Origin of the sequence: Sphingopyxis indica, from assembly GCF_900188185.1 — a bacterium.
Taxonomy (GTDB): Bacteria; Pseudomonadota; Alphaproteobacteria; order Sphingomonadales; family Sphingomonadaceae; genus Sphingopyxis; species Sphingopyxis indica.
In genome coordinates this window covers 38,347-60,220 of record NZ_FZPA01000011.1, presented here as the reverse complement: position 1 = coordinate 60,220, position 21,874 = coordinate 38,347, and the positions used below count along the sequence as shown (strand labels likewise).

25 protein-coding genes are annotated in these 21,874 nt (G+C 64.7%); 17 read left to right on the top strand and 8 right to left on the bottom strand.

Translation table 11 applies throughout. The annotated features are described in order from the left end of the window. The first annotated feature begins 26 nt into the window (after positions 1-26). The 6 genes from CHB69_RS14450 to CHB69_RS14425 all read left to right on the top strand — a co-directional run bounded on the left by CHB69_RS14450 (position 27) and on the right by CHB69_RS14425 (position 5,489). Positions 27-1,079 carry a sulfate ABC transporter substrate-binding protein gene (locus tag CHB69_RS14450; RefSeq protein WP_281252664.1) on the top strand — a complete coding sequence of 351 codons (1,053 nt, stop codon included), beginning with the start codon at positions 27-29 and terminating at the stop codon, positions 1,077-1,079. 17 nt (positions 1,080-1,096) lie between these two features. After that, entirely contained in the window at positions 1,097-1,978 is an 882-nt protein-coding gene (gene cysT, locus CHB69_RS14445; RefSeq protein WP_245836822.1) for a sulfate ABC transporter permease subunit CysT, read from the top strand. Beyond that, on the top strand, positions 1,978-2,811 hold the full coding sequence (gene cysW / locus CHB69_RS14440; protein WP_089216729.1) for a sulfate ABC transporter permease subunit CysW: 834 nt from the start codon (positions 1,978-1,980) through the stop codon (positions 2,809-2,811). The genes cysT and cysW overlap by 1 nt, the downstream gene beginning before the upstream one ends. Next, positions 2,808-3,857 carry a sulfate/molybdate ABC transporter ATP-binding protein gene (locus CHB69_RS14435; protein ID WP_245836820.1) on the top strand — a complete coding sequence of 350 codons (1,050 nt, stop codon included), beginning with the start codon at positions 2,808-2,810 and terminating at the stop codon, positions 3,855-3,857. Before cysW ends, CHB69_RS14435 begins: the two co-directional genes overlap by 4 nt. Further along, complete coding sequence (locus CHB69_RS14430; RefSeq protein WP_089216727.1) at positions 3,854-4,036, top strand: YezD family protein; 183 nt, start codon at positions 3,854-3,856, stop codon at positions 4,034-4,036. The genes CHB69_RS14435 and CHB69_RS14430 overlap by 4 nt, the downstream gene beginning before the upstream one ends. Before the next feature lie 61 nt (positions 4,037-4,097). Beyond that, complete coding sequence (locus tag CHB69_RS14425; protein WP_245836819.1) at positions 4,098-5,489, top strand: alginate export family protein; 1,392 nt, start codon at positions 4,098-4,100, stop codon at positions 5,487-5,489. A 310-nt stretch (positions 5,490-5,799) separates the two neighbouring features. On the opposite strand, the gene CHB69_RS20185 is transcribed toward CHB69_RS14425, so the two are convergent. The 4 genes from CHB69_RS20185 to CHB69_RS14410 are packed head-to-tail and all read right to left on the bottom strand — an operon-like array spanning position 5,800 to position 8,136. Beyond that, a complete protein-coding gene (locus tag CHB69_RS20185) occupies positions 5,800-6,693 on the bottom strand; it encodes a JAB domain-containing protein (RefSeq protein ID WP_170935573.1) in 894 nt (297 codons plus the stop codon). A 44-nt stretch (positions 6,694-6,737) separates the two neighbouring features. Then, complete coding sequence (locus CHB69_RS20180) at positions 6,738-7,211, bottom strand: hypothetical protein (protein WP_170935572.1); 474 nt, start codon at positions 7,209-7,211, stop codon at positions 6,738-6,740. Positions 7,212-7,252: 41 nt separating this feature from the next. Further along, complete coding sequence (locus CHB69_RS14415) at positions 7,253-7,585, bottom strand: hypothetical protein (RefSeq protein WP_089216725.1); 333 nt, start codon at positions 7,583-7,585, stop codon at positions 7,253-7,255. A gap of 59 nt (positions 7,586-7,644) precedes the next feature. Beyond that, the gene (locus CHB69_RS14410; RefSeq protein ID WP_245836818.1) at positions 7,645-8,136 is read right to left on the bottom strand and encodes a helix-turn-helix transcriptional regulator; all 492 of its coding nucleotides are present in this window, start codon (positions 8,134-8,136) and stop codon (positions 7,645-7,647) included. A gap of 216 nt (positions 8,137-8,352) precedes the next feature. Here CHB69_RS14410 and trbB point away from each other — a divergent pair, with 216 nt between their 5' ends. From trbB to CHB69_RS14355, 11 genes are read left to right on the top strand one after another with little or no spacing between them, the layout of a single operon-like run. Next, on the top strand, positions 8,353-9,336 hold the full coding sequence (gene trbB, locus CHB69_RS14405; protein ID WP_089216723.1) for a P-type conjugative transfer ATPase TrbB: 984 nt from the start codon (positions 8,353-8,355) through the stop codon (positions 9,334-9,336). Continuing rightward, positions 9,333-9,665 (top strand): TrbC/VirB2 family type IV secretion system protein, encoded by a 333-nt coding sequence (locus CHB69_RS14400; RefSeq protein ID WP_089216722.1) that lies wholly within the window; start codon positions 9,333-9,335, stop codon positions 9,663-9,665. The genes trbB and CHB69_RS14400 overlap by 4 nt, the downstream gene beginning before the upstream one ends. Beyond that, complete coding sequence (locus CHB69_RS14395; RefSeq protein WP_089216721.1) at positions 9,665-9,934, top strand: VirB3 family type IV secretion system protein; 270 nt, start codon at positions 9,665-9,667, stop codon at positions 9,932-9,934. The genes CHB69_RS14400 and CHB69_RS14395 overlap by 1 nt, the downstream gene beginning before the upstream one ends. Continuing rightward, complete coding sequence (gene trbE, locus CHB69_RS14390; RefSeq protein ID WP_089216720.1) at positions 9,931-12,366, top strand: conjugal transfer protein TrbE; 2,436 nt, start codon at positions 9,931-9,933, stop codon at positions 12,364-12,366. Before CHB69_RS14395 ends, trbE begins: the two co-directional genes overlap by 4 nt. A gap of 13 nt (positions 12,367-12,379) precedes the next feature. Then, positions 12,380-13,099 carry a P-type conjugative transfer protein TrbJ gene (trbJ, locus tag CHB69_RS14385; protein WP_089216719.1) on the top strand — a complete coding sequence of 240 codons (720 nt, stop codon included), beginning with the start codon at positions 12,380-12,382 and terminating at the stop codon, positions 13,097-13,099. 1 nt (position 13,100) lies between these two features. Further along, positions 13,101-13,355, top strand: coding sequence for a putative entry exclusion protein TrbK-alt (gene trbK-alt, locus CHB69_RS14380; protein WP_089216718.1), 255 nt, complete (start codon positions 13,101-13,103; stop codon positions 13,353-13,355). Beyond that, positions 13,352-14,632 (top strand): P-type conjugative transfer protein TrbL, encoded by a 1,281-nt coding sequence (gene trbL / locus CHB69_RS14375; RefSeq protein WP_089216717.1) that lies wholly within the window; start codon positions 13,352-13,354, stop codon positions 14,630-14,632. Before trbK-alt ends, trbL begins: the two co-directional genes overlap by 4 nt. Before the next feature lie 6 nt (positions 14,633-14,638). Next, the gene (trbF, locus tag CHB69_RS14370) at positions 14,639-15,322 is read left to right on the top strand and encodes a conjugal transfer protein TrbF (RefSeq protein WP_089216716.1); all 684 of its coding nucleotides are present in this window, start codon (positions 14,639-14,641) and stop codon (positions 15,320-15,322) included. Further along, on the top strand, positions 15,319-16,170 hold the full coding sequence (trbG, locus tag CHB69_RS14365) for a P-type conjugative transfer protein TrbG (RefSeq protein ID WP_089216715.1): 852 nt from the start codon (positions 15,319-15,321) through the stop codon (positions 16,168-16,170). Before trbF ends, trbG begins: the two co-directional genes overlap by 4 nt. A gap of 32 nt (positions 16,171-16,202) precedes the next feature. Further along, complete coding sequence (locus tag CHB69_RS14360; protein WP_245836817.1) at positions 16,203-17,378, top strand: TraB/TrbI/VirB10 family type IV secretion system protein; 1,176 nt, start codon at positions 16,203-16,205, stop codon at positions 17,376-17,378. Next, positions 17,375-17,596 (top strand): DUF2274 domain-containing protein, encoded by a 222-nt coding sequence (locus CHB69_RS14355; protein ID WP_089216714.1) that lies wholly within the window; start codon positions 17,375-17,377, stop codon positions 17,594-17,596. Before CHB69_RS14360 ends, CHB69_RS14355 begins: the two co-directional genes overlap by 4 nt. A 468-nt stretch (positions 17,597-18,064) precedes the next feature. Here the strand turns inward: CHB69_RS14355 and CHB69_RS14350 are convergent, their stop codons facing one another. From CHB69_RS14350 to CHB69_RS14335, 4 genes are all read right to left on the bottom strand, one after another. Next, entirely contained in the window at positions 18,065-18,364 is a 300-nt protein-coding gene (locus CHB69_RS14350) for a helix-turn-helix domain-containing transcriptional regulator (RefSeq protein WP_245836816.1), read from the bottom strand. 35 nt (positions 18,365-18,399) lie between these two features. Then, a complete protein-coding gene (locus CHB69_RS14345; RefSeq protein ID WP_089216712.1) occupies positions 18,400-18,738 on the bottom strand; it encodes a type II toxin-antitoxin system RelE/ParE family toxin in 339 nt (112 codons plus the stop codon). 61 nt (positions 18,739-18,799) lie between these two features. Further along, positions 18,800-20,068, bottom strand: a complete 1,269-nt coding sequence (locus CHB69_RS14340) for a tyrosine-type recombinase/integrase (RefSeq protein WP_089216711.1) — start codon at positions 20,066-20,068, stop codon at positions 18,800-18,802. Between the two features lie 506 nt (positions 20,069-20,574). Continuing rightward, positions 20,575-21,489 (bottom strand): ArdC family protein, encoded by a 915-nt coding sequence (locus CHB69_RS14335; RefSeq protein WP_089216710.1) that lies wholly within the window; start codon positions 21,487-21,489, stop codon positions 20,575-20,577. Positions 21,490-21,874: the final 385 nt, after the last annotated feature.

The following is a 21,874-nucleotide window of genomic DNA, read 5'->3' as shown; positions in this document are numbered from 1 at the left end:
GCCCCACGCGAGTGAGGGAGACTATCATGAAAGCGTTTCGGAAACCGCGCCTGCTGGTGGCAGGACTGTGCATGGTCGTCGCCGCTACCGGTCTGGCGAGCTGCTCGAGCGGGTCCGACGACGGCGGCGGCGCCGTGCAGAAGGCCGAACTTCTCAACGTATCTTATGATCCGACGCGGGAACTTTATGCCGAGATCAATCCGAAATTCGCCGCCAAGTGGAAGGCGGAGACCGGTCAGGACGTCAAGATCACCATGAGCCATGGCGGTGCCGGAAAGCAGGCGCGCGCGGTGATTGACGGTCTGGACGCCGACGTTGTCACGCTCGCGCTCGCCTATGACATCGACGAGATCGCCGCGCGAACCGATGCGCTGTCGCCAGGCTGGCAAAAGCGCCTCGCCAACAACAGCTCGCCTTATACCTCGACGATCGTCTTCCTCGTGCGCGCGGGCAATCCGAAGGGCATCAAGGATTGGGACGATCTGATCAAGCCCGGCGTCAAGGTGATTACACCGAACCCCAAGACCAGCGGCGGCGCACGCTGGAATTTCCTCGCCGCCTGGGCTTATGCGCTCAAGAAATACGGATCTGACGCCGCCGCACGGGACTATGTCACGAAATTATTCGCCAATGTCCCGGTCCTCGACAGCGGGGCCCGCGGGTCGACGACCACCTTCGTCGAGCGCGGCATCGGCGACGTGCTGCTCGCGTGGGAGAATGAAGCCTTCCTTGCGCAGAAAGAGCTCGGCAAGGGCAAGTTCGATATCGTCGTACCGTCGATCTCGATCCTTGCCGAGCCGCCCGTCGCCGTTCTCGACGGCAATGCAAAGCGCCACGGCAATTTCCAGCTCGCCGAAGCCTATCTCAAATATCTCTACACGCCCGAGGCGCAGGACATCATCGGCAAGAATTACTACCGTCCGATCAGCCCGGAAGCCGAGGCAAAATATGCTTCGCAATTCCCGAAGGTGAACCTCGTCACCGTCGATGACGAGTTCGGCGGCTGGCAGGCGGCGCAAAAGCGCTTCTTCAACGACGGCGGCGTGTTCGACGAGATTTTCGCCAAGACGAAAAGATAAACGCAATGGAGATAGCATTGAGCAGTCCGCTGCAGATGCCCGCCCCCGGCCTTGCGGCCGAAACGCGAGGCGGGAGCCGCCGGTCGCAATCGATCATCCCCGGTTTCGGCTTGACGATGGGCCTGACGATCGCATGGCTTTCGCTGATCGTTCTCATCCCGCTCAGCACCGTGTTCATCAAGTCGGCAGGAATGGGCTGGGCGGAGTTCGTCGCGGCGGGCCTCTCGCCGCGGGCGATCGCCGCCTACAAGGTCAGCTTCGGGACAGCGTTCGTGGCCGCGATCATCAATGCCATATTCGGTCTGGTTACCGCTTGGGTGCTGGTGCGCTACCAGTTTCCCGGCAAGCGGATTGTCAATGCGCTCGTCGATCTTCCCTTCGCGCTTCCGACCGCCGTCGCCGGCATCGCCCTGACCGCGATTTATGCGGGCAATGGCTGGGTCGGACAATATCTGGAACCTCTCGGCATCGCGGTCGCCTATAATCCGATCGGGATCACCGTGGCCCTGATCTTCATCGGGTTGCCGTTCATCGTCCGCTCGGTCGAACCCGTTCTCGAGGATATGAGCGCCGAGGTCGAGGAAGCGGCGCTCTCGCTCGGGGCGCGGCCGTGGCAGATATTCTTTCGAATCATCCTGCCAGCGATCCTCCCTGCGTTATTGACCGGCTTCGCCCTCGCTTTCGCCCGGGGCGTCGGCGAATATGGCTCGGTAATCTTTATCGCGGGCAATATGCCGTTCGAGTCCGAGATCGCACCGCTTCTGATAGTGACGCAGCTTGAGCAATATAATTATGCGGCCGCCACGGCGATCGCGACGGTGATGCTCGTCGCATCTTTCGCGATGCTCCTCCTGATCAATCTGATTCAGGCCTGGAGCCGCAAGCGGATGGATGGCTGATGCACCGCGAGAATTCCCGTCCCGCCGCCCGCTACGGCCTCATCGCGGTCGCCGTTCTCTTTCTTGCGCTCTTCCTCGTCCTGCCGCTCGCGGCGGTCTTCGGCGAGGCGCTTTCCAAGGGCGCGACCGCATTCGGCAGTGCCGTCACCGAGCCCGACGCGCTTGCGGCGATCAGGCTGACGCTCCTTGTTGCAGGCATAAGTGTGCCGCTCAACATCGTCTTCGGCATTGCGGCCGCGTGGGCGATCGCGAAGTTCGACTTCCCCGGCAAGAGCCTGCTGATCTCTTTCATCGATCTGCCCTTTTCGGTATCGCCGGTTGTCGCGGGCCTCATCTATGTGCTGTTGTTCGGCGCGCAGGGCTGGCTGGGGCCATGGCTGCGCGCGCACGACATCGAGATCATCTTCGCGGTGCCGGGCATATTGCTTGCGACGATCTTCGTCACCTTTCCTTTCGTGGCGCGCGAACTCATTCCGTTGATGAGCGAACAGGGCCGCGACGATGAGGAGGCGAGCCTGTCGCTTGGCGCCTCGGGTTTCCAGACCTTCTGGCGCGTGACTCTGCCCAATATCCGCTGGGGCCTCCTCTACGGGGTGCTGCTCTGCAATGCGCGGGCGATGGGCGAGTTCGGCGCGGTTTCGGTGGTGTCTGGCCATTTGCGCGGCATCACCAACACGATGCCGCTCCATGTCGAGATTCTCTACAATGAATATAATTTCGTCGCGGCTTTCGCGGTCGCGTCCTTGCTCGCGTTGCTCGCCCTGGTGACGCTGGTGCTCAAGTCGATCGTCGAATGGCGTTTCGACTATCATCGCGGAGGCGCAGGACATTGATTGGCATTGACAATATCAGCAAGCGCTTCGGCAGCTATGCGGCGCTGAATGACATCTCCCTTGACGTACGCAGCGGCGAGTTCCTCGCGCTGCTCGGCCCCTCGGGATCGGGAAAGACGACTCTGCTCAGGATCATCGCCGGGCTCGAATTTCCCGACGAGGGCCAGGTGTCCTTTAACGGCGAAGACGTGACGGGGCTCAAGGTTGCCGATCGCAAGGTCGGGTTCGTTTTTCAGCACTATGCGCTGTTCAAGCATATGACGGTGGCACAGAATGTCGCCTTCGGCCTCAGCGTACGCAGCCGCCGGCAGCGACCGCCGAAAGCGCAGATACGCGCGCGGGCGGAGGAGTTGCTGCAGCTCGTCCAGCTCGGCGGACTCGGCGGACGATATCCGGCACAGCTCTCGGGCGGTCAGCGCCAGCGCGTCGCGCTGGCGCGGGCGCTGGCGGTCGAACCGCAATTGCTGCTCCTCGACGAACCCTTCGGCGCGCTCGACGCCAAGGTTCGCAAAGATCTGCGGCGATGGCTTCGGCACCTTCACGGGCAGATGGGGCTGACCACCATCTTCGTGACCCACGATCAGGAGGAGGCGCTGGAACTTGCCGACCGCGTTGTCGTCATGGACCATGGGGTGATCGAGCAGGTCGGCACGCCCGAGGAAATCTACATGAAGCCGAGCAGCGGTTTCGTTTCCGACTTCGTGGGCGAGACCAACAGCCTTCCGGTGTCGGTTGTCGCCGGTCGCCCCCAGTTCTTCGACCGGGCGATCGATGTCGAGGTGGCGCCCGCCGGGGATGGCCCCGCGCGCCTCGATTTTCGTCCGCACGATGTTTCGGTTTGCGGCGAAGGTGCCGGCTGCCTGCCGGTTCTGGTAACCGGCGTCTATCGGCGCGGCGGCGACTGGCGGATCGAAGGCGAAGTGGCCGGCGTCGATAAGCCCCTTGAAATCGACATGAGCGCGGCTTCGTCGCCGCCGCAAATCGGCCAGCGCCTGGGGCTCAGGATTAACAGGGGCATGCTCTTTGCAGAAGGAGTACAGCAATGACCGACGAATCGACATCCGGCCGCGTGGCTCCCGACAAGCGCCGCCAGATCGAGGAGAGTCTCGCGTCGATACGCGAGGCTCTCCTCAACCTGCGCTACGGATCGATCGCCATCACCGTACACGAAGACCGGGTGGTCCAGATCGACGTGACCGAGAAGACCCGTCTTCGACACAACTGACCCTTTTCAATTGATGCCTGCCGGACGACCGGATGCGTCGCGATCGCCATGGAGGATGTCTATGATCGCCCGCTCACTCGCGCGTGTCGCCCTTGTCGGAACGGCGCTTTTTGCTCTGCCGGCCGCGGCCCAGGATAAGGCCTCGACGGAACCCTGGACCCTGCAACAGGCTCTCGGCGATCCCGAAGGCCTTACCGTGTCGGGAAGTGCCCGCATCCGGTACGAGACCCTGTCGAACCAGTTTCGGCCGGGCCTCGACAAGAATGATGACCTGATAAGCCTGCGCACGTCGTTGTTCGCCGAATATGACACCGGACCGATCCGCATAGGCGGCGAACTGATCGATGCCCGCGCCTATGATGACGACCCGGGCAGCTCGGTCGGAACCGGCGAAGTCAATGCGCTCGAACTGGTGCAGGCCTATCTCGGCGCCGATCTCGGCGATGCGCTGGGCAGGGGAACGACGGCGAGTCTCGACGCGGGACGCTTCGTTCTCAACCTCGGGTCGCGCCGGCTCGTGGGCCGCAACAATTTTCGCAACACGACCAACGCCTTCACCGGTGCCAAGTTCGAATTTGGCGGCGCAGGAAAGGAGCAGCTCACACTCTTCTACACCTATCCGCAGCAACGGCTGCCGAGCGACAAGCCTTCGATTCTCGACAATGAGGTGAAGTGGGACCACGAAGGCGACGATCTCATTTTCTGGGGCGGCTTCTTCAACAAGCCGAAATTTTTCGGATCGACGAATCTCGATCTCTTTTTCTATGCTCTCGACGAAGACGACCGGCCGTCGCGCGCGACCCGCGACCGCAAGCTGTTCACCCCAGGCGTTCGCCTGTTCCGCGATCCAGCGCCGGGTGCGATCGATTATGAATTCGAATATGCCTATCAGTTCGGCGATATCAGCGCGAGCAGCGCAGCCGGAGCGGCCAAGCTGGACGTTTCGGCGCAATTCCTGCACGCCGAGCTTGGCTATCAGTTCGACGGTGCGTGGAAACCCCGGCTCGCCGTCGAATATGATCTCGCCACCGGCGACGATGCCGGCCGCAAGTTCGGACGCTTCGACAGCCTCTATGGTCCGCGACGCTTCGACTATGGCCCGACCGGCATCTACGGCCCGCTCGGGCGCAACAACATCAGTTCGCCGGGGCTTCGCCTCGAGGTGAAGCCGGACAAGCGCTGGGATGGCTTCATCTTCTATCGCGCCGCCTGGCTCGATAGCGCGACCGACAGTTTTGCCTCGACGGGTGTGCGCGACGCGACGGGTGCCTCGAGCCGGCTCGGCGGTCATCAGATCGAGGCCCGTGCGCGCTACTGGGTCGTTCCGAAATTTCTGCGGCTCGATTTCGGCGGCGCCGTCTTGTTTCAAGGGCGATTCCTGCGAAATGCTCCGAATAGCAACGATTTCGGAGATACGATCTACAGCTATGCCGATCTCACTGCGACTTTTTGACGGTCACTGTGCTTAGGGACAGGCTGCGGGGGAAAGCCTTCCCCTGACGGCCGGCCCTAAGTTCAGCCGCACCCCTACCGCGGGCGCCATCCGGATGCCCCCCGAAATGGTGTTCGGCGATCAATGAGCGCGCCAGGCTCATCCGGTCCGCGCCATCACGGGCATCCGTCGCGCGCCTGCCCACGTCGTAAGTCGCGACTTCCCTTACCGGCACGGGGCTTCAACTCATGCCAAAGCGGCGCATTAGCCGGTCGACCAATTGCGGAACGGCAGCCGCCGCGGATAAACCGGTCACCGCCATGAGAGACGGTCATTCGTCGCCTTCCGCAAAATAGGCCATGAGGCGGTGCCCAAGAGCGGGATCCAGGCGAATGAAGTTGCGCCGTCCGTCGGTGCGGTCGGCTTCTCGCGTGACAAGGCCGGCGTCGGTCAGGCGCTGCAGGAGCCTCAGCGCGCTGCTCATCGGCAATCCCGACGAGATGCAGAGCGAGCTTGTCGAAACGGGTTTGGCTTCGGCCTCATGGATGAAGAGATCGATGAGCATGTCCCAGGCCGGCTCGCCGAAAAGACCGGGAGCACCGACGAGTTGCCGGCGAAGCAGCCGCCGCCGCGCCGTGCGCTGCGCGTTCGCAAGCGCACGCGCCGCGTCGGGCGCGCCGCGCCAATTGGCGGATGTGTCGCAAAGGAGATGGTCGGCGGCAGCCGGAGTGCGCTGCATCGAATTGCGGTTCAGGATGGGGCGGTGACCGCGAAGCGCGACGACGATATGTTCGAGCAGTTCGATGTCGAGCGAACGGCCGATAGCGGCCAGCCTGGTCGTCGCGGCGACGTCGGCATCGCTCGGTGTCGGATCGCCGCTCGGATGGTTGTGGACGAGGATGATGGCGGCGGCATCGAGCTCGATCGCGCGCCGGAATATCGTGCGGGGATAGATGGCCACATGGCCAATCGTGCCCTGCTGCAACTGCTCGTCGGCAATCAGGCGCTGGGCCGGATCGAGGAAAAACACCCGCAGCGTTTCCTGGGGTAGTGCCCCCATCGACATTTTGAGGTAGCGGAGCAGCTTGGGGCTGGCGGGATCGAGGCTGCGATCGCCGAGGTCGGCGCGCATCGATTCGATCGCGGCAGCGTTCGCCGCGGTAAGCAATGCGCTAACCGCGCTGTCTTTGCCGAGTGTTCGCGCCAGTGCCTCCGGCGACTGCATAAGAATTCGGGCAAGCGTGCCATGCTCGGCGAGCAGGGTCTCTGCTAGCGCCGCGCCATTGTCGGGCTCGATGACGGCGACGAGATTTGCCAGGACGGCTCGCTGACGCCGCGCGCCAGCCGCCGCCGGTGACGCCAGGTTGCGAAGATGAGAATCGCGGGTACGGGCCAGGACGTCGCTACCTGCATGGTGAGATAGGCTGCTGGGTGAAGGTTGACGTCGATTGTCCGGCTTATGTGCGCCAGTAGCGGAGCGATATGCAAAACGGCGACGCACATGGGCCAGAAACGATGCGCAAAAAGCGCGAGGATTATCGTTGCCGCCGCTCCGAACAGGTCGATCGCGAGATGACCGCTGTCGAGCGACAGGAAATTCGGTGGAACGAAGGCGTGGAGCAGCTGATCGAGCCCCACCATCGCCGCTGCGATTGCAGCCATCACCCGCTCCGGGCCGCCACCCCGCCAGGCGGCATAGAAAATGGCAGCCGCCAGAAAGCCGAGAAACAATGCGATACGCATGGGCCGAGACTTTCATGGCGGCCATTGCCCGTCAATCAGCGTCAGGCGCAAATGGCCTGGGAGCCTGTTCCTGCCTCGGCGATCGACGGACATTCGTGGAGGTCATAGCCCGCGGTCTCGCGGCCGATGTCGGCGAGGTCGCCATGAATGCGGAGCATATCGCCGCTGACGCCGACCAGCGCGACCTGCGCCTTCATCAGCCGGCGGATCGTGGCTTGCCCCCTGGCCGCGGGCACCCCAGCCGTGTCGCGCCGCGCGGTTACCACGCTCGTCATCAGCGAGGATAATGCGATGAGTGCGTCGTCGACGCGAACTTCAGCAGCCGGAACATCGCGGATGAGACGCGCGGCCGTGATGGTGATTTCGTTGGACATGACTTCTCCTCTGCCGGAAGCCAGGGCTCCGGCCTTTGCTGATCGACTGTTTGAAAGGGTCAGGCGGACAGGAGACGCGTCAGTGTTTCACCGATCGTCACCGCCGCAAGGGCGAGAATAACGACAAAGGCCAACATGGCCGCCATGATCCAGCCCCGGTTCGCGCGACGATGATCGTGCTTCCACAGACCCTTGGCCGGCGGGTCGGACACGCTGTCGTTCAACACCAGCGGAACCTGCTCGCCGTCCGGGAAGTCCGATGGCACGAAGTCGGCGCGCGGCGGTAGTATGACCGGATCACATGGTATCCGGTCGTAGGTCTGGCGGAGGCGCGCGTAGATGAGCGCGGCCTCGTCGCGGTTGGCGGCGCCGAGGATATGCCGGGCGGTCGTGATCCTGAGATCGACCGCTTGCTTCGATATTTGCAGGCGGCGCGCGATCTGCTTGGAGGTCTGGCGCTCGAGCAGCAAATCGAGACAGGCGCGTTGCTTCGCGGTGAGACGCGCCCAGCGCACAGGTTCGTCTGATGGCTGCGACCCCGAATCAGTCATTGTTACACTCTTGTCAAAATCGTGCTCGAAGCAAGTTTTCGCGCCTCCTTGCGTGGCAGGATCAGTTCCCCGCCGGGCAATGCCCTACGCCAGGGCCTGTCTTTCATCGCCAGGCTGCGACGCGAGGAAATGCTTGTTGAATCTACGGCTTTCCTGCGTCTCTTACTTCTCCCCGTCGAGCGGCGTCCTGGCCCGCTCCAAGAAACGGGGGATCCGATGGGCCCGGAACCGATCCGGCTGGAGGCACATAATCGTAGCGCGCGCATGCTGCGCACGGCGATGGGCGCTGCCATCGCGAAATGGCTCGCCGACCCCGAAATCGTCGAAGTCATGCTCAATCCCGATGGCCGGCTTTGGGTCGACCGGCTCGGCGAAGGCATTTCGGACAGCGGCGAGAGGCTGGGCGCGGCCGATGGCGAGCGGATCATCCGGCTCGTTGCACATCATGTTGGCGCCGAAGTCCATGGCGTGGCGCCGCGCGTGTCCGCCGAACTGCCCGACGGCGGCGAGCGCTTCGAAGGATTGCTGCCCCCTGTCGTCGCGGCGCCCACCTTTGCAATACGTAAACCGGCCATTTCCGTCTTCACGCTGGACGACTATGTCGCTGCGGGCATCATGTCGAACGGCGCGGCCGAGACGCTGCGAGCCGGCGTGCGCGACCGGCTCAACATTCTCGTCGCGGGAGGCACGGGCACCGGAAAGACGACGCTCACCAACGCACTGCTCGCCGAGATCGCCGGGAGCAGCGACCGCATCGTCCTGATCGAGGACACGCGCGAACTCCAATGCGCCGCACCCAACCTCGTCGCGATGCGGACCAGGGATGGTGTCGCGTCGCTCTCCGATCTCGTCCGCTCGTCGCTCCGCCTTCGGCCCGACCGCATTCCGATCGGCGAGGTGCGTGGGCCCGAGGCGCTCGATCTTCTGAAAGCCTGGGGCACCGGCCATCCCGGCGGTGTCGGCACGATCCACGCGGGCAGCGCGCTCGGCGCGCTCCGGCGGATGGAACAGCTTATCCAGGAAGCCGTGATCACCGTGCCGCGCGCGCTACTCGCCGAGACGATCGATCTCGTCGCCGTACTCGTCCGCGACGGAACCGGACGCAGGCTGGCAGAGCTCGCACGCGTCGACGCGTTCGACCGGCTGACCCTCGAATATCACCTCACCCACCTCATCACCCCCGAAGGAGACAATCGATGATCCATGCCCTGCGGCATGGCGCCCGCCGCGCTATGCTCTGTTCGACCGCGCTCTTTGTCGCACTCGCGGTTTCGGCGCCGGCGAGGGCCGGCGGTTCCTCGATGCCGTGGGAAGCGCCGCTGCAGTCGATCCTCGACAGCATCGAGGGGCCGGTCGCCAAGATCGTCGCGGTGATCATCATCATCGTGACCGGGCTCAGTCTCGCCTTCGGCGACACCTCGGGCGGCTTCCGCCGGCTGGTCCAGATCGTGTTCGGCCTGTCGATCGCCTTCGCGGCCTCGAGCTTCTTTCTCTCCTTCTTCTCCTTCGGCGGCGGAGCGCTTGTCTGATGGGCCGGGAGGCGGAGGTGCCGGGCTTCTTCGCTCCGGTGCACCGGGCGCTCGCCGAGCCCATCCTCCTGGGCGGCGCCCCGCGGTCGCTCGCGATCGTCAACGGCACCCTCGCGGGCGCGGTGGGCCTCGGGCTCCGCCTCTGGATCGTCGGCCTCGTCCTCTGGGCGGTCGGCCACGCCCTCGCGGTGTGGGCCGCGCGCCGCGACCCGCAATTCGTCGACGTCGCCCGGCGTCACCTCAAATATCCCGTCTGGATGCGCCCATGATGAACCTCTCCGAATATCGCACGAAATCCGCCCGCCTCGCCGATTTTCTCCCCTGGGTCTGCCTGGTGGCGGAGGGCGTGGTGCTGAACAAGGACGGCTCCTTCCAGCGCACTGCGCGCTTTCGCGGACCCGACCTCGACAGCGCCACGCCCGCCGAACTCGTCGCGGTCACCGCGCGGCTCAATAACACGCTTCGCCGGCTCGGATCGGGCTGGGCGGTGTTCGTCGAGGCGCAGCGTGTGCCGGCGCGGTCCTATCCCGTGTCGGAGTTTCCCGACGCGGTTTCCGGACTGGTCGACGTCGAGCGCCGCGAACAGTTTCGCGAGGAAGGCGCGCATTTCGAGAGCTTCTATTATCTGACCCTGCTCTGGATGCCGCCCGCCGAGGAAGCCGTGCGCGCCGAGGCCTGGCTCTATGAGGGACGGTCCAAGACCGGGGTTGATCCCAGGGAACTGCTCGCGGGCTTCATCGACCGGACCGGACGCGTCCTGCATCTCGTCGAGGGCTTCATGCCCGAGGCCGAATGGCTGGATGACGGTGAAACGCTGACCTATCTTCACAGCTGTATCTCGACCAAGGTCCAGCGCGTTCGCGTCCCCGAGACGCCCGCCTATCTCGACGCGCTGCTCGCCGACGAGGCGCTCGTCGGCGGTCTCGAGCCGCGGCTCGGCGATCACCATTTGCGCACGCTCACCATCACCGGCTTTCCGAGCGTCACCTTCCCGGGGCTGCTCGACGAGCTCAATCGCCAGGCCTTCGGCTATCGCTGGTCGACCCGCGCGATCATGCTCGACAAGAGCGACGCCACCAGGCTGCTGACGAAAATCCGGCGCCAATGGTTCGCGAAGCGCAAGTCGGTCGGCGCGATCCTCAAGGAGGTGATGACGAACGAGGCTTCGGTCCTCATGGACAGCGATGCCTCGAACAAGGCGGCGGACGCCGACATGGCCCTGCAGGAGCTCGGCGCCGACGAGGCGGGCATCGCCTATGTCACCGCGACGATCACCGTGTGGGACCGCGATCCGGCCTTGGCGGCGGAGAAGCTCCGGCTGGTCGAGAAGATCATCCAGAGCCGCGACTTTACTTGCACCGTCGAGGGCGTGAATGCACTCGAGGCCTGGTTCGGCAGCCTGCCCGGTCATGTCTATGCCAATGTCCGCCAGCCCCCAGTCTCGACGCTCAATCTCGCCCATCTGATCCCGCTCTCGGCGGTGTGGGCGGGGGCGGAACGGGACGAGCATTTCGGTGATGCCCCCTTGCTGTACGGCAAGACCGAAGGTTCGACCCCGTTCCGCCTTTCGCTGCACGTCGGCGACGTCGGCCATTGCCTCGTCGTCGGCCCGACCGGCGCCGGCAAGTCGGTACTGCTCGCGCTGATGGCGATGCAGTTCCGGCGCTACGAGGGCAATCAGATCTTCGCCTTCGATTATGGCGGCTCGATCCGCGCCGCGGCGCTCGCCATGGGCGGCGACTGGCAGGATCTTGGCGGCGCACTGCACGAGGCCGGCAGCGACGGCTCGGTCGCGCTGCAGCCGCTGGCGCGGATCGACGAAGCGGCCGAACGCGCCTGGGCGGCCGAATGGCTTGCCGCGCTGCTCGCCGGCGAAGGCGTCGCGGTCGATCCGGGTGCCAAGGAGCATATCTGGTCGGCGCTCACCTCGCTTGCGACCGCGCCGGTTTCGGAGCGGACGCTCACCGGACTTGCCGTGCTCATCCAGTCGCAGGGACTAAAGCTTGCGCTTTCGCCCTATCTTGTCGGTGGTCCCTGGGGCCGGCTGCTCGATGCCGAGGCCGAACATCTCGGCTCCGCGCGGGTGCAGGCGCTCGAAACCGAAGGGCTGGTCGGGGCCTCGTCGGCGGGTGCGGTGCTCTCCTATCTGTTCCACCGGATCGAAGGTCGCCTCGACGGCTCGCCGACACTGATCATCATCGACGAGGGCTGGCTCGTCCTCGACAGCCCAGCGTTCGCGGCGCAGCTGCGCGAGTGGCTGAAGACGCTGCGCAAGAAGAATGCGAGCGTGATCTTCGCGACGCAGAGCCTGGCCGATATCGAAAGCTCCCCGATCGCGCCCGCGATCATCGAAAGCTGTCCCACGCGGATATTCTTGCCGAACGAGCGCGCCGCCGAGCCGCAGATCGCGCGGGTTTATGAGCGGTTCGGGCTCAATGACCGCCAGATCGAAATCCTGAGCCGGGCGACCCCGAAGCGCGATTATTATTGCCAGTCGCGCCGCGGCAACCGGCTGTTCGACCTGGGCCTCGGCGACATCGCGCTCGCCTTTGCCGCCGCCTCCTCGAAGTCCGACCAGATCCGCATCGGCGAACTGATGGCGGCCCATGGCCAGCAGCAGTTCGCAGCCGCCTGGCTTCGTCACCGTGGCCTCACATGGGCCGCCGACCTGCTCGGCCATCTCGAAATCGCAGCCCCCTGAAGGAGTGAAATTGATGAAGAAGAGCCTCTATCGCCGTGCGGCGCTGGCCGGTCTGATCGCGATCGCGATGGTGCCGGCGGGCGCCGTGGTCGCGCCCGCCTCGGCGCAGATCGGCGGGATCGTCCACGACCCGCGCAACTATGCCCAGAATATGCTGACCGCCGCGCGCACGCTCGAGCAGATCAACAACCAGATCAAGCAGCTCCAGAACCAGGCGACCTCGCTCGTCAACGAGGCGCGCAACCTGCAAAGTCTGCCCACCTCGACGCTGCGGGAGTTGCAAGGACAGATCGACCGCACCCGCGAATTGCTGGGCGAGGCGCAGCGCGTCGCCTTCGACGTCGGCGATATCCAGAAGACATTCGATGCGCGCTACAGGGGTGCGGCGCTGACGGGGCCGCAGGCGGCCCTCGTCGCCAATGCCGAGGCGCGCTGGAACGACAGCGTCGGCGCCTTTCAGGATGCGATGAAGGTGCAGGCCGGTGTCGTCACCAATATGGGCGCCGCGCGCCAGTCGATCGGCACGCTGGTGGGCGCCAGCCAGTCGGCGACAGGCGCACTGCAGGCGGCGCAGGCGGGCAATCAGCTGCTCGCGCTCCAGTCGCAGCAGCTCGGCGATCTCGCGGCGGCGATCGCGGCGCAGGGCCGCGCCGAAATGCTGGGTGCCGCGCGCGCCGCGGCTGCGGAGGCCGAAGGGCGCGAACGCTTCCGCCGCTTCCGCAAGGGCAACTGAGATGGGCCGGGCGGGAAGGATCGCGAGCATCGCAGTGCTCGCCGGTCTCGTCTTGACCCTCGCGTTCGTCGCGCCGTCGGACCCGCCCGCGCCCCGTGCGTCCGCTCCCGCGCAGATCTCCGGAGCGGACGCTGGGCCCGATTATGGCGACACGCTGCGCCGCTGTCGCACCGTCACCGTCGCCCATCCCGAGTGCGAGGCGGCGTGGGAGGCGAAGCGGCGTCGTTTCTTCGGCCAGGGAGAGGAAGAGAGATGAACGACACGGGCGTAATCGACCAATTTCTTTCGGTCTTCCAGGCCTATATCGACAGCGGTTTCGGTCTGCTCGGCGGCGAGGTCGGCTTCCTGTCATCGACGCTGATCGTGATCGACGTGACGATCGCGGCGCTCTTTTGGGCGTGGGGCGCCGATGAGGATGTCCTGCAGCGGCTCGTCAAGAAGACGCTCTATATCGGTGTCTTCGCCTTCATCATCGGCAACTTCTCGGGGCTGGCCACGATCATGCTCGAAAGCTTTGCGGGCCTCGGTCTGGAAGCGAGCGGCGGGGCGATGGCGATCGGCGACTTCATGCGTCCCGGCGTGATTGCGGCAACCGGGCTCGATGCCGCCGAACCTTTGCTCGACGCCAGCGCCGATCTTCTCGGACCCGTCGGGCTCTTCACCAACTTTGTCCAGATCATGATCCTGCTCGTCGCCTGGATCATCGTCGTGCTCGCCTTCTTCATTCTCGCGGTGCAGGTCTTCGTGACGATTCTCGAGTTCAAGCTCGTCACCCTCGCGGGCTTCGTCCTTATCCCCTTCGCCTTTTTCGGGCGGACCGCGTTCATGGCCGAGCGTGTGCTCGGGCATATCATATCCTCTGGCATCAAGGTGCTGGTCCTCGCCGTGATCACCGGCATCGGCACCACGCTGTTCGATCGCTTTCTCGATGCAGGCATCGGTCCCGAGCCCGATATCGAGCAGGCGATGGCGATCGCGCTCGGCGCACTCACCTTGCTCGGCCTCGGCATCTTCGGACCCGGCATCGCCAATGGTATCGTCGCTGGCGGACCCCAGCTTGGTGCCGGCGCTGCTGCCGGGACTACTGTCGCGGCGGGCGCAACTCTCGCTGCCGGTGCCGCCGGTGCGACGCTCGCGGCCGGCGCCGCCGCAACGGCGGCGCGCGGGGCGGCCGCGGCGGGCGCCCGGGGCGCCGGAAGCGCTTCGGGGGCTTATTCCGCAGGCGCGGCCGGAAAGAGCGGGGCGAGGGCGGTCGGTTCGGGCCTCGCCAATGTCGCGCGCACCGCGGCGAGCGGCGCCTCGTCCCCGCTCCGCAGCGCCGGTGCGAAAATGAAGGCGAACTTCGAGGCGGGGCGCGACGGCCCGGCCGACAGCGCGGCGCCTGCGCGGGCGGCCGATGCGCCGCCCGCCTGGGCTGCCGCGATGCGCCGCCGCCAGATGGTGACACAGGGCGCCACTATCGGCGCCCATAGCCTCAAGGCGGGCGACAGCCACGGCGGCGGCGCGGCGCCCGACATCAGCGAGAAGGACTGACCGATCATGTTCAAGAGACCCTCCACCCATTATGCGCGCGCGCCCGAGCCGGTAACGCCGTATCAGCGCGCCGCACAGGTCTGGGACGACCGCATCGGCTCGGCGCGTGTCCAGGCGAAGAACTGGCGGCTCGCCTGCTTCGGCTCGCTGCTCCTCTCGGGCGCTCTTGCGGGCGGGCTCATCTGGCACTCGGCGCGCGGCACGATCACGCCCTGGGTTGTCGAGGTCGACAAGCTCGGCGAGGTCCGGGCCGTGGCACCGGCGGACGAGGATTATCAGCCGACCGATCCGCAGACCGCCTTCCACCTCGCGCGCTTCATCGAGCATGTGCGCTCGATCCCCGCCGATCCGGTCGTGCTGCGTAAAGCCTGGCTGTCGGCCTACGACTTCACGACCGCGGCGGGCGCGCAAGCGCTCAACGACTATGCCCGCAACAACGACCCCTTCGCCGAGGTCGGCAAAGTCCAGGTGGCCGTGGACGTCTCGAGCGTGATCCGGGCATCGAAGGACAGCTTCCGTATCGCCTGGACCGAGCGGCGTTATCAGGACGGGAGCCTGATCGAGACCTCGCGCTGGTCGTCCATCGTCACCGTCACCCACGTGCCGCCGCGCACGCCCGACGCGCTCCGCCGCAATCCGCTCGGCGTGTTCGTGTCGGCTATTTCCTGGTCGAAGGAGCTCAATCAATGAACGCCGTTTTCCATATTTCGCTAGTGGCGGGCGCCGTCGCGCTCGGCATGTCCTCGCCAACGATCGCCGCGGAGAGCCGTGATCCGAAGTCGAGCGTCGGCCGCGCCAACGACGCCGCTCGCGTCCAGCCCGAGCGCGCGACCTTTCAGGGCGCGATCCAGAAATATGCGTGGGAAGAGGGCGCATTGTTCCAGGTCTATACCGCACCGGGGCGGGTCACGGACATCGTGCTGCAGGATGGCGAAGAGCTTGTCGGCCCAGGGCCGGTCGCCGCTGGCGACACGGTACGCTGGATTATCGGCGATACGGTGGGCGGCAACGGCGCGAACCGCCGCGTGCATATCCTCGTTAAGCCAACGCGGCCCGACATCATGACGAATATCGTCATCAACACGAGCCGCCGGACCTATCACCTCGAGCTGCGCGCGACGCCCGCCACATACATGGCCTCGGTTTCCTGGTCCTATCCGGAAGCCGAACTGATCGCGCTGCGTGCCGCCGAAGCGGAACGCGAGCGGATCGCACCGGTGGCCGCCGGCCTCGATCTTACCGCGCTCAACTTCCGTTACCGGCTTTCGGGCGACAAGCCGGACTGGCGCCCGGTCCGTGTGTTTGACGACGGACGGCAGATCTTCATCGAATTCGGCGAGGGAATCGCCACGGGCGATATGCCTCCGCTGTTCGCGGCGGACGAAAAGGGTGAAGCCGAGCTTCTGAACTACCGCGTCCATGGTCGCTTCATGATCGTCGATCGGCTGTTCGAGCGCGGCGAACTTCGCATGGGTGCCGGCCGCTCGGCGCGCAAAGTGATCATCGAGCGCGCCGGGCGCGTGCGGGGGCGCTCGTGAGCGCGCCGGAACGCGAGGCGGAGGAGGCGGATTTGGAACCTGCCGCGGCGCCTCCCACGGATGCGGAGCCGCTCCGGCTGGGTGCCGAGCCCCCGAAGGTGATGAGGCTGTCGCGCAAGGCCCTTGCGATCCTCGGCGGCGCCTCGGGTATCGCGATCGGCGGCGCGCTTCTCTACGCGTTGCAGCCGTCGAAGCCCAAGGTATCCGAAAATCTCTATGACAGCGACCGGCCGAACCGGTCTGAGCTCGTGACGGGCGGGCCGGGCGATTATGGCAAGATTCCTGGGCCCGGCGCGCCGCTACCCGATGATCTCGGGCGACCGAACCCCGCCCCGCGCGACAATGGCGAGGCGGTGCCGCCGATCGGTGCGCCTCCGCGTGCCGATCCGCATATCACGGCCGCCGGCCAGGCCCGCGCGCGGGCGGCGCAGGAACGCGAAGGCGCGCGCGCGAGCGGGATCTTTCTCGGCGGCGGAAATTCATCGCATCGGCAGGCCTCGCCCATTGGCGATAGCTTGGTGCGAACGCCGCCCGCCGATCCGCAGCCGAGCCAGGCTGGCGCGGACCCACGACGAGGCCTTTTGGGCGACGTCCGGGCCCGGCCGACCGAAAGCATGGCGCGGCTTGCCGACCCCTCATCGCGATATGTGATCCAGGCGGGCAGCGTGATCCCGGCAGCGCTCATCACCGGAATCAGGTCCGACCTTCCCGGCCAGATCACGGCGCAGGTGACGCAGAATGTCTATGACAGCCCCACCGGGCGCATCCTGCTCATTCCGCAGGGTTCCCGGCTGATCGGCGCGTATGACAGCGAAATCGCCGACGGACAGAATAGGGTGATGCTCGCGTGGGACCGGCTCATCCTGCCGGGTGGGCGCTCGATTTCTCTCGACCGTCTGCCCGGAGCCGATACGGCCGGTATGGCCGGGCTTGCCGATCGGAGCGATCATCATTGGGGACATATGCTGAAGGGCGCGCTGATTTCGGCGCTGCTTGGCGCCGGTGCCGAGCTCGGGGCGAGCGACGACGACCGTCTCGTTCGGGCCCTGCGGCGCGGGACGCAGGACAGCATCGACGATACAGGCCGGCAGCTTGTAGAGCGGCAGCTCCGGATCCCGCCGACGATTACGGTCCGGCCGGGTTTCGCGCTGCGGGTCATGGTGACCCGCGACCTCATCATGGAACCGCTGGATGGAGGCGGACGATGACAAAACTTCGTTTGGGGCCCGTCGCCGACGAGAAGCCGGTGAAACTGACATTGGAACTTTCGGGTCGGCTATATCGGGAATTGTCGGATTACGCAGCCGCGCATGCCAGCGAAACGGGACTGGCAAAGCCGCTTCCGCCCGAGCGCATCGCTCCCCCCATCATCGATCGCTTTATTGCCAGCGACCGCGCCTTTGGCAAATGGCGCCGCAAGGCGTAACGCCCCTGTTGCTCAGGATCCATCTTCGTTCGGCGCTGCGCCCGTCGGGGTCGCCTCGCTCTTTGGGCTTCCGGCCAATGAAGCGTCCCATCGGCTAGCCCGAACAAGGCGCTTGCATGCCTGTAACCAGTCGCGCCATTTTTCCCGAACTATAGCCTGAGGGAGTGGGGCCATCGGCAATCGCCTTCCATCAAGATCGCGAGCGCATTCCTTCCCTCGCTCCGCCGGTCGAATTCACTGGGTCGGGCTTCGCCTGTCTTGCGCAGCGGCAAGACGAAGCCCCTCGCCGCAGTCCCGGCAATAAGGTCGAAGGTGCGATCCGGCACGCGGTCGATGGCAGCTGACGCTGCTCCTACACCGCGCTCTTGGCTTTCGGGCCGGATCGGTTGCTCCTGGAACGAAAGTTTCACGGACAAGGACGACGAAGCTCGGACGTAGATTATCAGCCTTTCGGACAGTGTGAATATTTCATATCGACGCTGCCTCGACGGCATGAGCCTCGAAGGCCACGCCAAGCCGCTTACGGACGGCGCCGAAGATCGCGGCGAGATTGTCCATGCTCGGATTGCCCTTTTCGGACAGCATCCGGTGCAGGCTCTTGCTCGGCCGTTTGGTCTCACTGGCCAGTTCCTCGAACCCGACCGAGGCATTGACCAGATCGCGCAGAATCAGGCGCGCGACATGCGGCTCGCCGTTGAGAAAGGCGGTGGCGGCCTCGTCGAGCATGGCCTTGGCAAAGGCAGGATCGCGCGCGGCGCGTTCCTTCACCGTCTCCTTGAAATCGCGTGTCAGTGCCACCTTGCCTAGTTCCTTGTCTTCTTCGCCTTGGCCTTGCGGCCCTTGTACTCGTCGAGCAGTGCGCTCGCCTGCCTGACGTCCGACTGTTGCCGCTTCTTGGTCCCGCCCACGAAGAGGATGATCAGCTGATCGCCGTCCTGCGTCAGATAGAGCCGGTATCCTGGCCCCCAATCGATCCGATACTCGCCAAGCCCGCCGCCAATCCATTTGACGTTCGACAGGTTGCCCAGTTCCATGCGGACGATGGCGGTTGCCACTTTGGCTGCAGCCTGGACATCGAGATCGTCGAACCAGCCCCGGAACGGGCAGGAACCATCCTCGAGAACATATTCCTCAACAATCACATTGCACCGCCATTGGTAACATATTCGTTACCTTGTGTCGAGGGAGTCAATTCTGGCACGATCAGGCGGCGAGGCTGGGGCGCCGCAAGCTCGCCGCCCCTTGATCGAGCAGACGGGCAATCTCGTCCGAGGTGCGCCTGACAGCGAGTTTCAATGCCTCGTCGATGTGGATGTAGTCCTGCGTTACGTTCTGCGACGCGTGGCCCAGCATGGCGCGGATGGTCAGCTCGGTGAACCCGAGTTCGCCGGCGACGCTGGCGAAGGTGTGACGCAACGTGTGCAACGTCGCGCCCTCGATCCCGGCCAATCGGCAGACGCGAATGAAGCAGGCGCTGGAGGCCTGATAGGGGCCTGCTCCGGTCAATGACGGGAAAACATGGGGATTGCCGGCGATTTCTGCCTGCGCCAGCACAACCCGCAGTGCCTCCGGTCCGATTGCGCGCAGCTGGGCATCGGTCTTGGTATCAGGAAAGGCGACAAAACCGCCTTCAACATGGACCCACGTGCGCTTCATAGCCTGGCCTTCCTCGCGCCGAAAACCGGTCAGGGCCAGAAGACGGACGACCGCAAGTGCGGTCAGGTTTTCACCATTGCGCTCGGCATAGGCCATTGCCTTGCCCAGTGCGATGATCTCGGCTGAGCTGAGCCGCCGGGTCCTCTTGTTGGTCGCCAGCCTCTTCGCGCCGCGTGTGGGATGTTCGGTCAGCAACCCCTTGTGCTTCGCATGGCCCAGTATTGCCTGAAGCGTGCCAAGGCAGCGTGCTGCGACTCCCGGGCCGCCCGCGGCCTTGCCCCCGCGCCCGCCGCCACGCGCCTTGGCAGTCTTGCCGTCCCGCACATCGGATTGCATTTGCTCGACTTCCGCGATGGTCAGGTGCTTGGCGTGGCGCTTGCCGAGCAGCGGCTTGATGTGTGTGTTGATCCGACTCTCGTCCATCTTGAGCGAGGACTCCTTGATCGGCCGGTTCTTGCGCCCAAGAATATTGCCGGCGCGAGCCTCGGCCAGATACCAGTCGCACATCTGGGCGACCGTCATGCCCTTGCGGGCTTCGTGGACCGCCACGGCCGGATCGTCGCCCGCTGCCACTTCACCAAGCTTGATCTTCGCCAGATCGCGCGCGCGTTCGACCGTGATGACCCCGTAGCGCCCGAGGTTGATCCGCCGCTTGATACCCTCGGCATTGCGGTACTGAACGATAAATGTCTTGAGCCCTGACGGCAGAGCGCGGACGCCGAAGCCCCGGATCTCGCTATCCCATAAGACTGCCTGCGGCTGTCCACCAGCGCTGAAGGCATCGACCGAGCGCTTGTTGATCTTGGCTGTCGGCATCGTTACGACTCCATTTGGAGACAAAGCTCAATTCGAGGCTTTCTGTCTCCATATTGTCTCCAATTTTTGCCGTTTCGTGGCGATTCTTAGGCTACGGCGTCGTAAGCGATGTTGCAACAACTAACTGAAATATAGTGCTATTTCGTAGTTTCGGCTACAGCAGCGAAATGGCCTGAATCGTTTTGCCAAGGTTGGGGTCGAGGGTTCGAATCCCTTCGCCCGCTCCAAATCTTTGGATTCCAGTAAATACCTGAAATGTAACAGCAAAAATCGTCGATTTTTGCCTGTGTAGGTATTGTGCAGAAAAATTTGCGGAATCGTTGGCAGCGCGTCGTGCGCAATCTTCACAGTTGGACGATTAAATTGGAATCGGGCGGGGTTCCGGGGCCGGGGCGGAATAGCGTTAGCCGCGAGCGCCTGCGAGCGGCCCCGCGCATTGGGGTGGGTGGTGCGGGTCAAACGACCTGCGCCGCCCCGCATTCGGGGCGGCGCTCTCTGTCGGCGGCTCAAGCCGCCTCCCTCACTTCGTCGGGGTTCGCCAGTTGGTGAAGATATGCAACGGCACGTTCCGCGTGCGCAGCGGCTTGCACGATGGCGCGGGTGTCGTTCTGCAAGACCCTAATCCAGCTTGCGAGATAGCTGGCATGGTCGGGGCGCGGCTCAATCGACAAGCCAAGGTCGGCGGCAAGGAAGGCTGCGCCAAGTTCGGCGACCAGTTCCTCGCGGGCGTAACCTTCATCGCCCCATTTCTCGCGTCCGAATGAGCGATCAAGGCGGCTCTTGTGGTTCGTCCAATGGACGGTTTCATGGCCTCTGGTGGTGTAATAGCCGTGAGCGTCATGGAAAGCCGCAAAGGGCGGTAGCTGGATGCGGTCGGCTGACGGGATATAATAGGCGCGGTCGCCGCCGTGGTTCACGGTGGCGGGGATGCGATCAAAGAATGCCTCGGCAGCGGCAATGCGCTGCACCTCTGGCGCGGGTTCGGGGATATAGTGAAACCGCTCGGGAAGCCCGTCGATCTGCGCCACATTGAACACGGTATAGCTTTTCAGGAAACGGAATCGGTGTTCGTTGTCCTCTCCGCTGTTCTCGTCGCGCACGGTCTTGTTGCTGTCGCCGTAATAGACAATGGTTGCGCCCCGTTCGCCTTTGCGCACCTGCGCGCCAAAGGCTTGGGCTTGGCGGTATGTCATCCATGACGGGCTTACAAAGCCCGATGCCTGCGCCTCGATCCACAGCAACAGAACATTGATGCCGCGATATGGCTGGCCGGTGGCACGCAGCGGGCGGGTCGCGCCCGATGTCGCCATGTCGCCCCCGCTCCACGGTTTCAACCAAGGGCGTGTGCCTTGTTCCAGTTCGGCAAGAATCCGGTCGGTGATGCTGGTGTGTGGGTCTAGCTTGGTGGTTGTTTTGGTCATGGTGTTTGCTCCTTTTCTGATCCGCGCAGCGGGTCATGCGCCGCGCATGACCCCTGCCGACCCGGCGAGGGGCGGAGAGAGAGGGGGCAAGGTCCGGTGCCGGGGGTGGTGCGGGCGCAACAAAGTGAGCCACGGCCCCAAAGCGGCACCTTGCAGGGAGAGAGAGGCAGAGCCGCTTTCTCCCTCGAAACAGGAAAAGTTGCGCCGTTGGCGGCGTCATTCAGGGGGCGGCACTGCCGCCCCTATCTCGCGTCAGGGATTGTCACCCCCATGGGCGGAAACCGCAGCGCGGGTTCCGTCGCGCCAGCGATAAAGCCCGACCCTAAGGGGACGCCCAAGTAAATCTGGCATCGAAACTGCTTCCGCTCAGGCGGGCAATCTCGCA

Excerpts from the sequence above, each read along its gene's own strand:
- CHB69_RS14450 (WP_281252664.1), top strand. The coding sequence starts at position 27 with ATGAAAGCGTTTCGGAAACCGCGCCTGCTGGTGGCAGGACTGTGCATG.
- trbF (WP_089216716.1), top strand. The coding sequence starts at position 14,639 with ATGTTCAAGAGACCCTCCACCCATTATGCGCGCGCGCCCGAGCCGGTA.
- CHB69_RS14335 (WP_089216710.1), bottom strand. The coding sequence starts at position 21,489 with ATGACCAAAACAACCACCAAGCTAGACCCACACACCAGCATCACCGAC.
- trbL (WP_089216717.1), top strand. The coding sequence starts at position 13,352 with ATGAACGACACGGGCGTAATCGACCAATTTCTTTCGGTCTTCCAGGCC.
- trbE (WP_089216720.1), top strand. The coding sequence starts at position 9,931 with ATGATGAACCTCTCCGAATATCGCACGAAATCCGCCCGCCTCGCCGAT.
- trbB (WP_089216723.1), top strand. The coding sequence starts at position 8,353 with ATGGGCCCGGAACCGATCCGGCTGGAGGCACATAATCGTAGCGCGCGC.
- cysW (WP_089216729.1), top strand. The coding sequence starts at position 1,978 with ATGCACCGCGAGAATTCCCGTCCCGCCGCCCGCTACGGCCTCATCGCG.
- CHB69_RS20185 (WP_170935573.1), bottom strand. The coding sequence starts at position 6,693 with ATGCAGTCGCCGGAGGCACTGGCGCGAACACTCGGCAAAGACAGCGCG.
- CHB69_RS14415 (WP_089216725.1), bottom strand. The coding sequence starts at position 7,585 with ATGTCCAACGAAATCACCATCACGGCCGCGCGTCTCATCCGCGATGTT.
- CHB69_RS14430 (WP_089216727.1), top strand. The coding sequence starts at position 3,854 with ATGACCGACGAATCGACATCCGGCCGCGTGGCTCCCGACAAGCGCCGC.
- CHB69_RS14410 (WP_245836818.1), bottom strand. The coding sequence starts at position 8,136 with ATGACTGATTCGGGGTCGCAGCCATCAGACGAACCTGTGCGCTGGGCG.
- CHB69_RS14395 (WP_089216721.1), top strand. The coding sequence starts at position 9,665 with ATGGGCCGGGAGGCGGAGGTGCCGGGCTTCTTCGCTCCGGTGCACCGG.
- trbJ (WP_089216719.1), top strand. The coding sequence starts at position 12,380 with ATGAAGAAGAGCCTCTATCGCCGTGCGGCGCTGGCCGGTCTGATCGCG.
- CHB69_RS20180 (WP_170935572.1), bottom strand. The coding sequence starts at position 7,211 with ATGCGTATCGCATTGTTTCTCGGCTTTCTGGCGGCTGCCATTTTCTAT.
- trbG (WP_089216715.1), top strand. The coding sequence starts at position 15,319 with ATGAACGCCGTTTTCCATATTTCGCTAGTGGCGGGCGCCGTCGCGCTC.
- trbK-alt (WP_089216718.1), top strand. The coding sequence starts at position 13,101 with ATGGGCCGGGCGGGAAGGATCGCGAGCATCGCAGTGCTCGCCGGTCTC.
- CHB69_RS14340 (WP_089216711.1), bottom strand. The coding sequence starts at position 20,068 with ATGCCGACAGCCAAGATCAACAAGCGCTCGGTCGATGCCTTCAGCGCT.
- CHB69_RS14355 (WP_089216714.1), top strand. The coding sequence starts at position 17,375 with ATGACAAAACTTCGTTTGGGGCCCGTCGCCGACGAGAAGCCGGTGAAA.
- CHB69_RS14425 (WP_245836819.1), top strand. The coding sequence starts at position 4,098 with ATGATCGCCCGCTCACTCGCGCGTGTCGCCCTTGTCGGAACGGCGCTT.
- CHB69_RS14400 (WP_089216722.1), top strand. The coding sequence starts at position 9,333 with ATGATCCATGCCCTGCGGCATGGCGCCCGCCGCGCTATGCTCTGTTCG.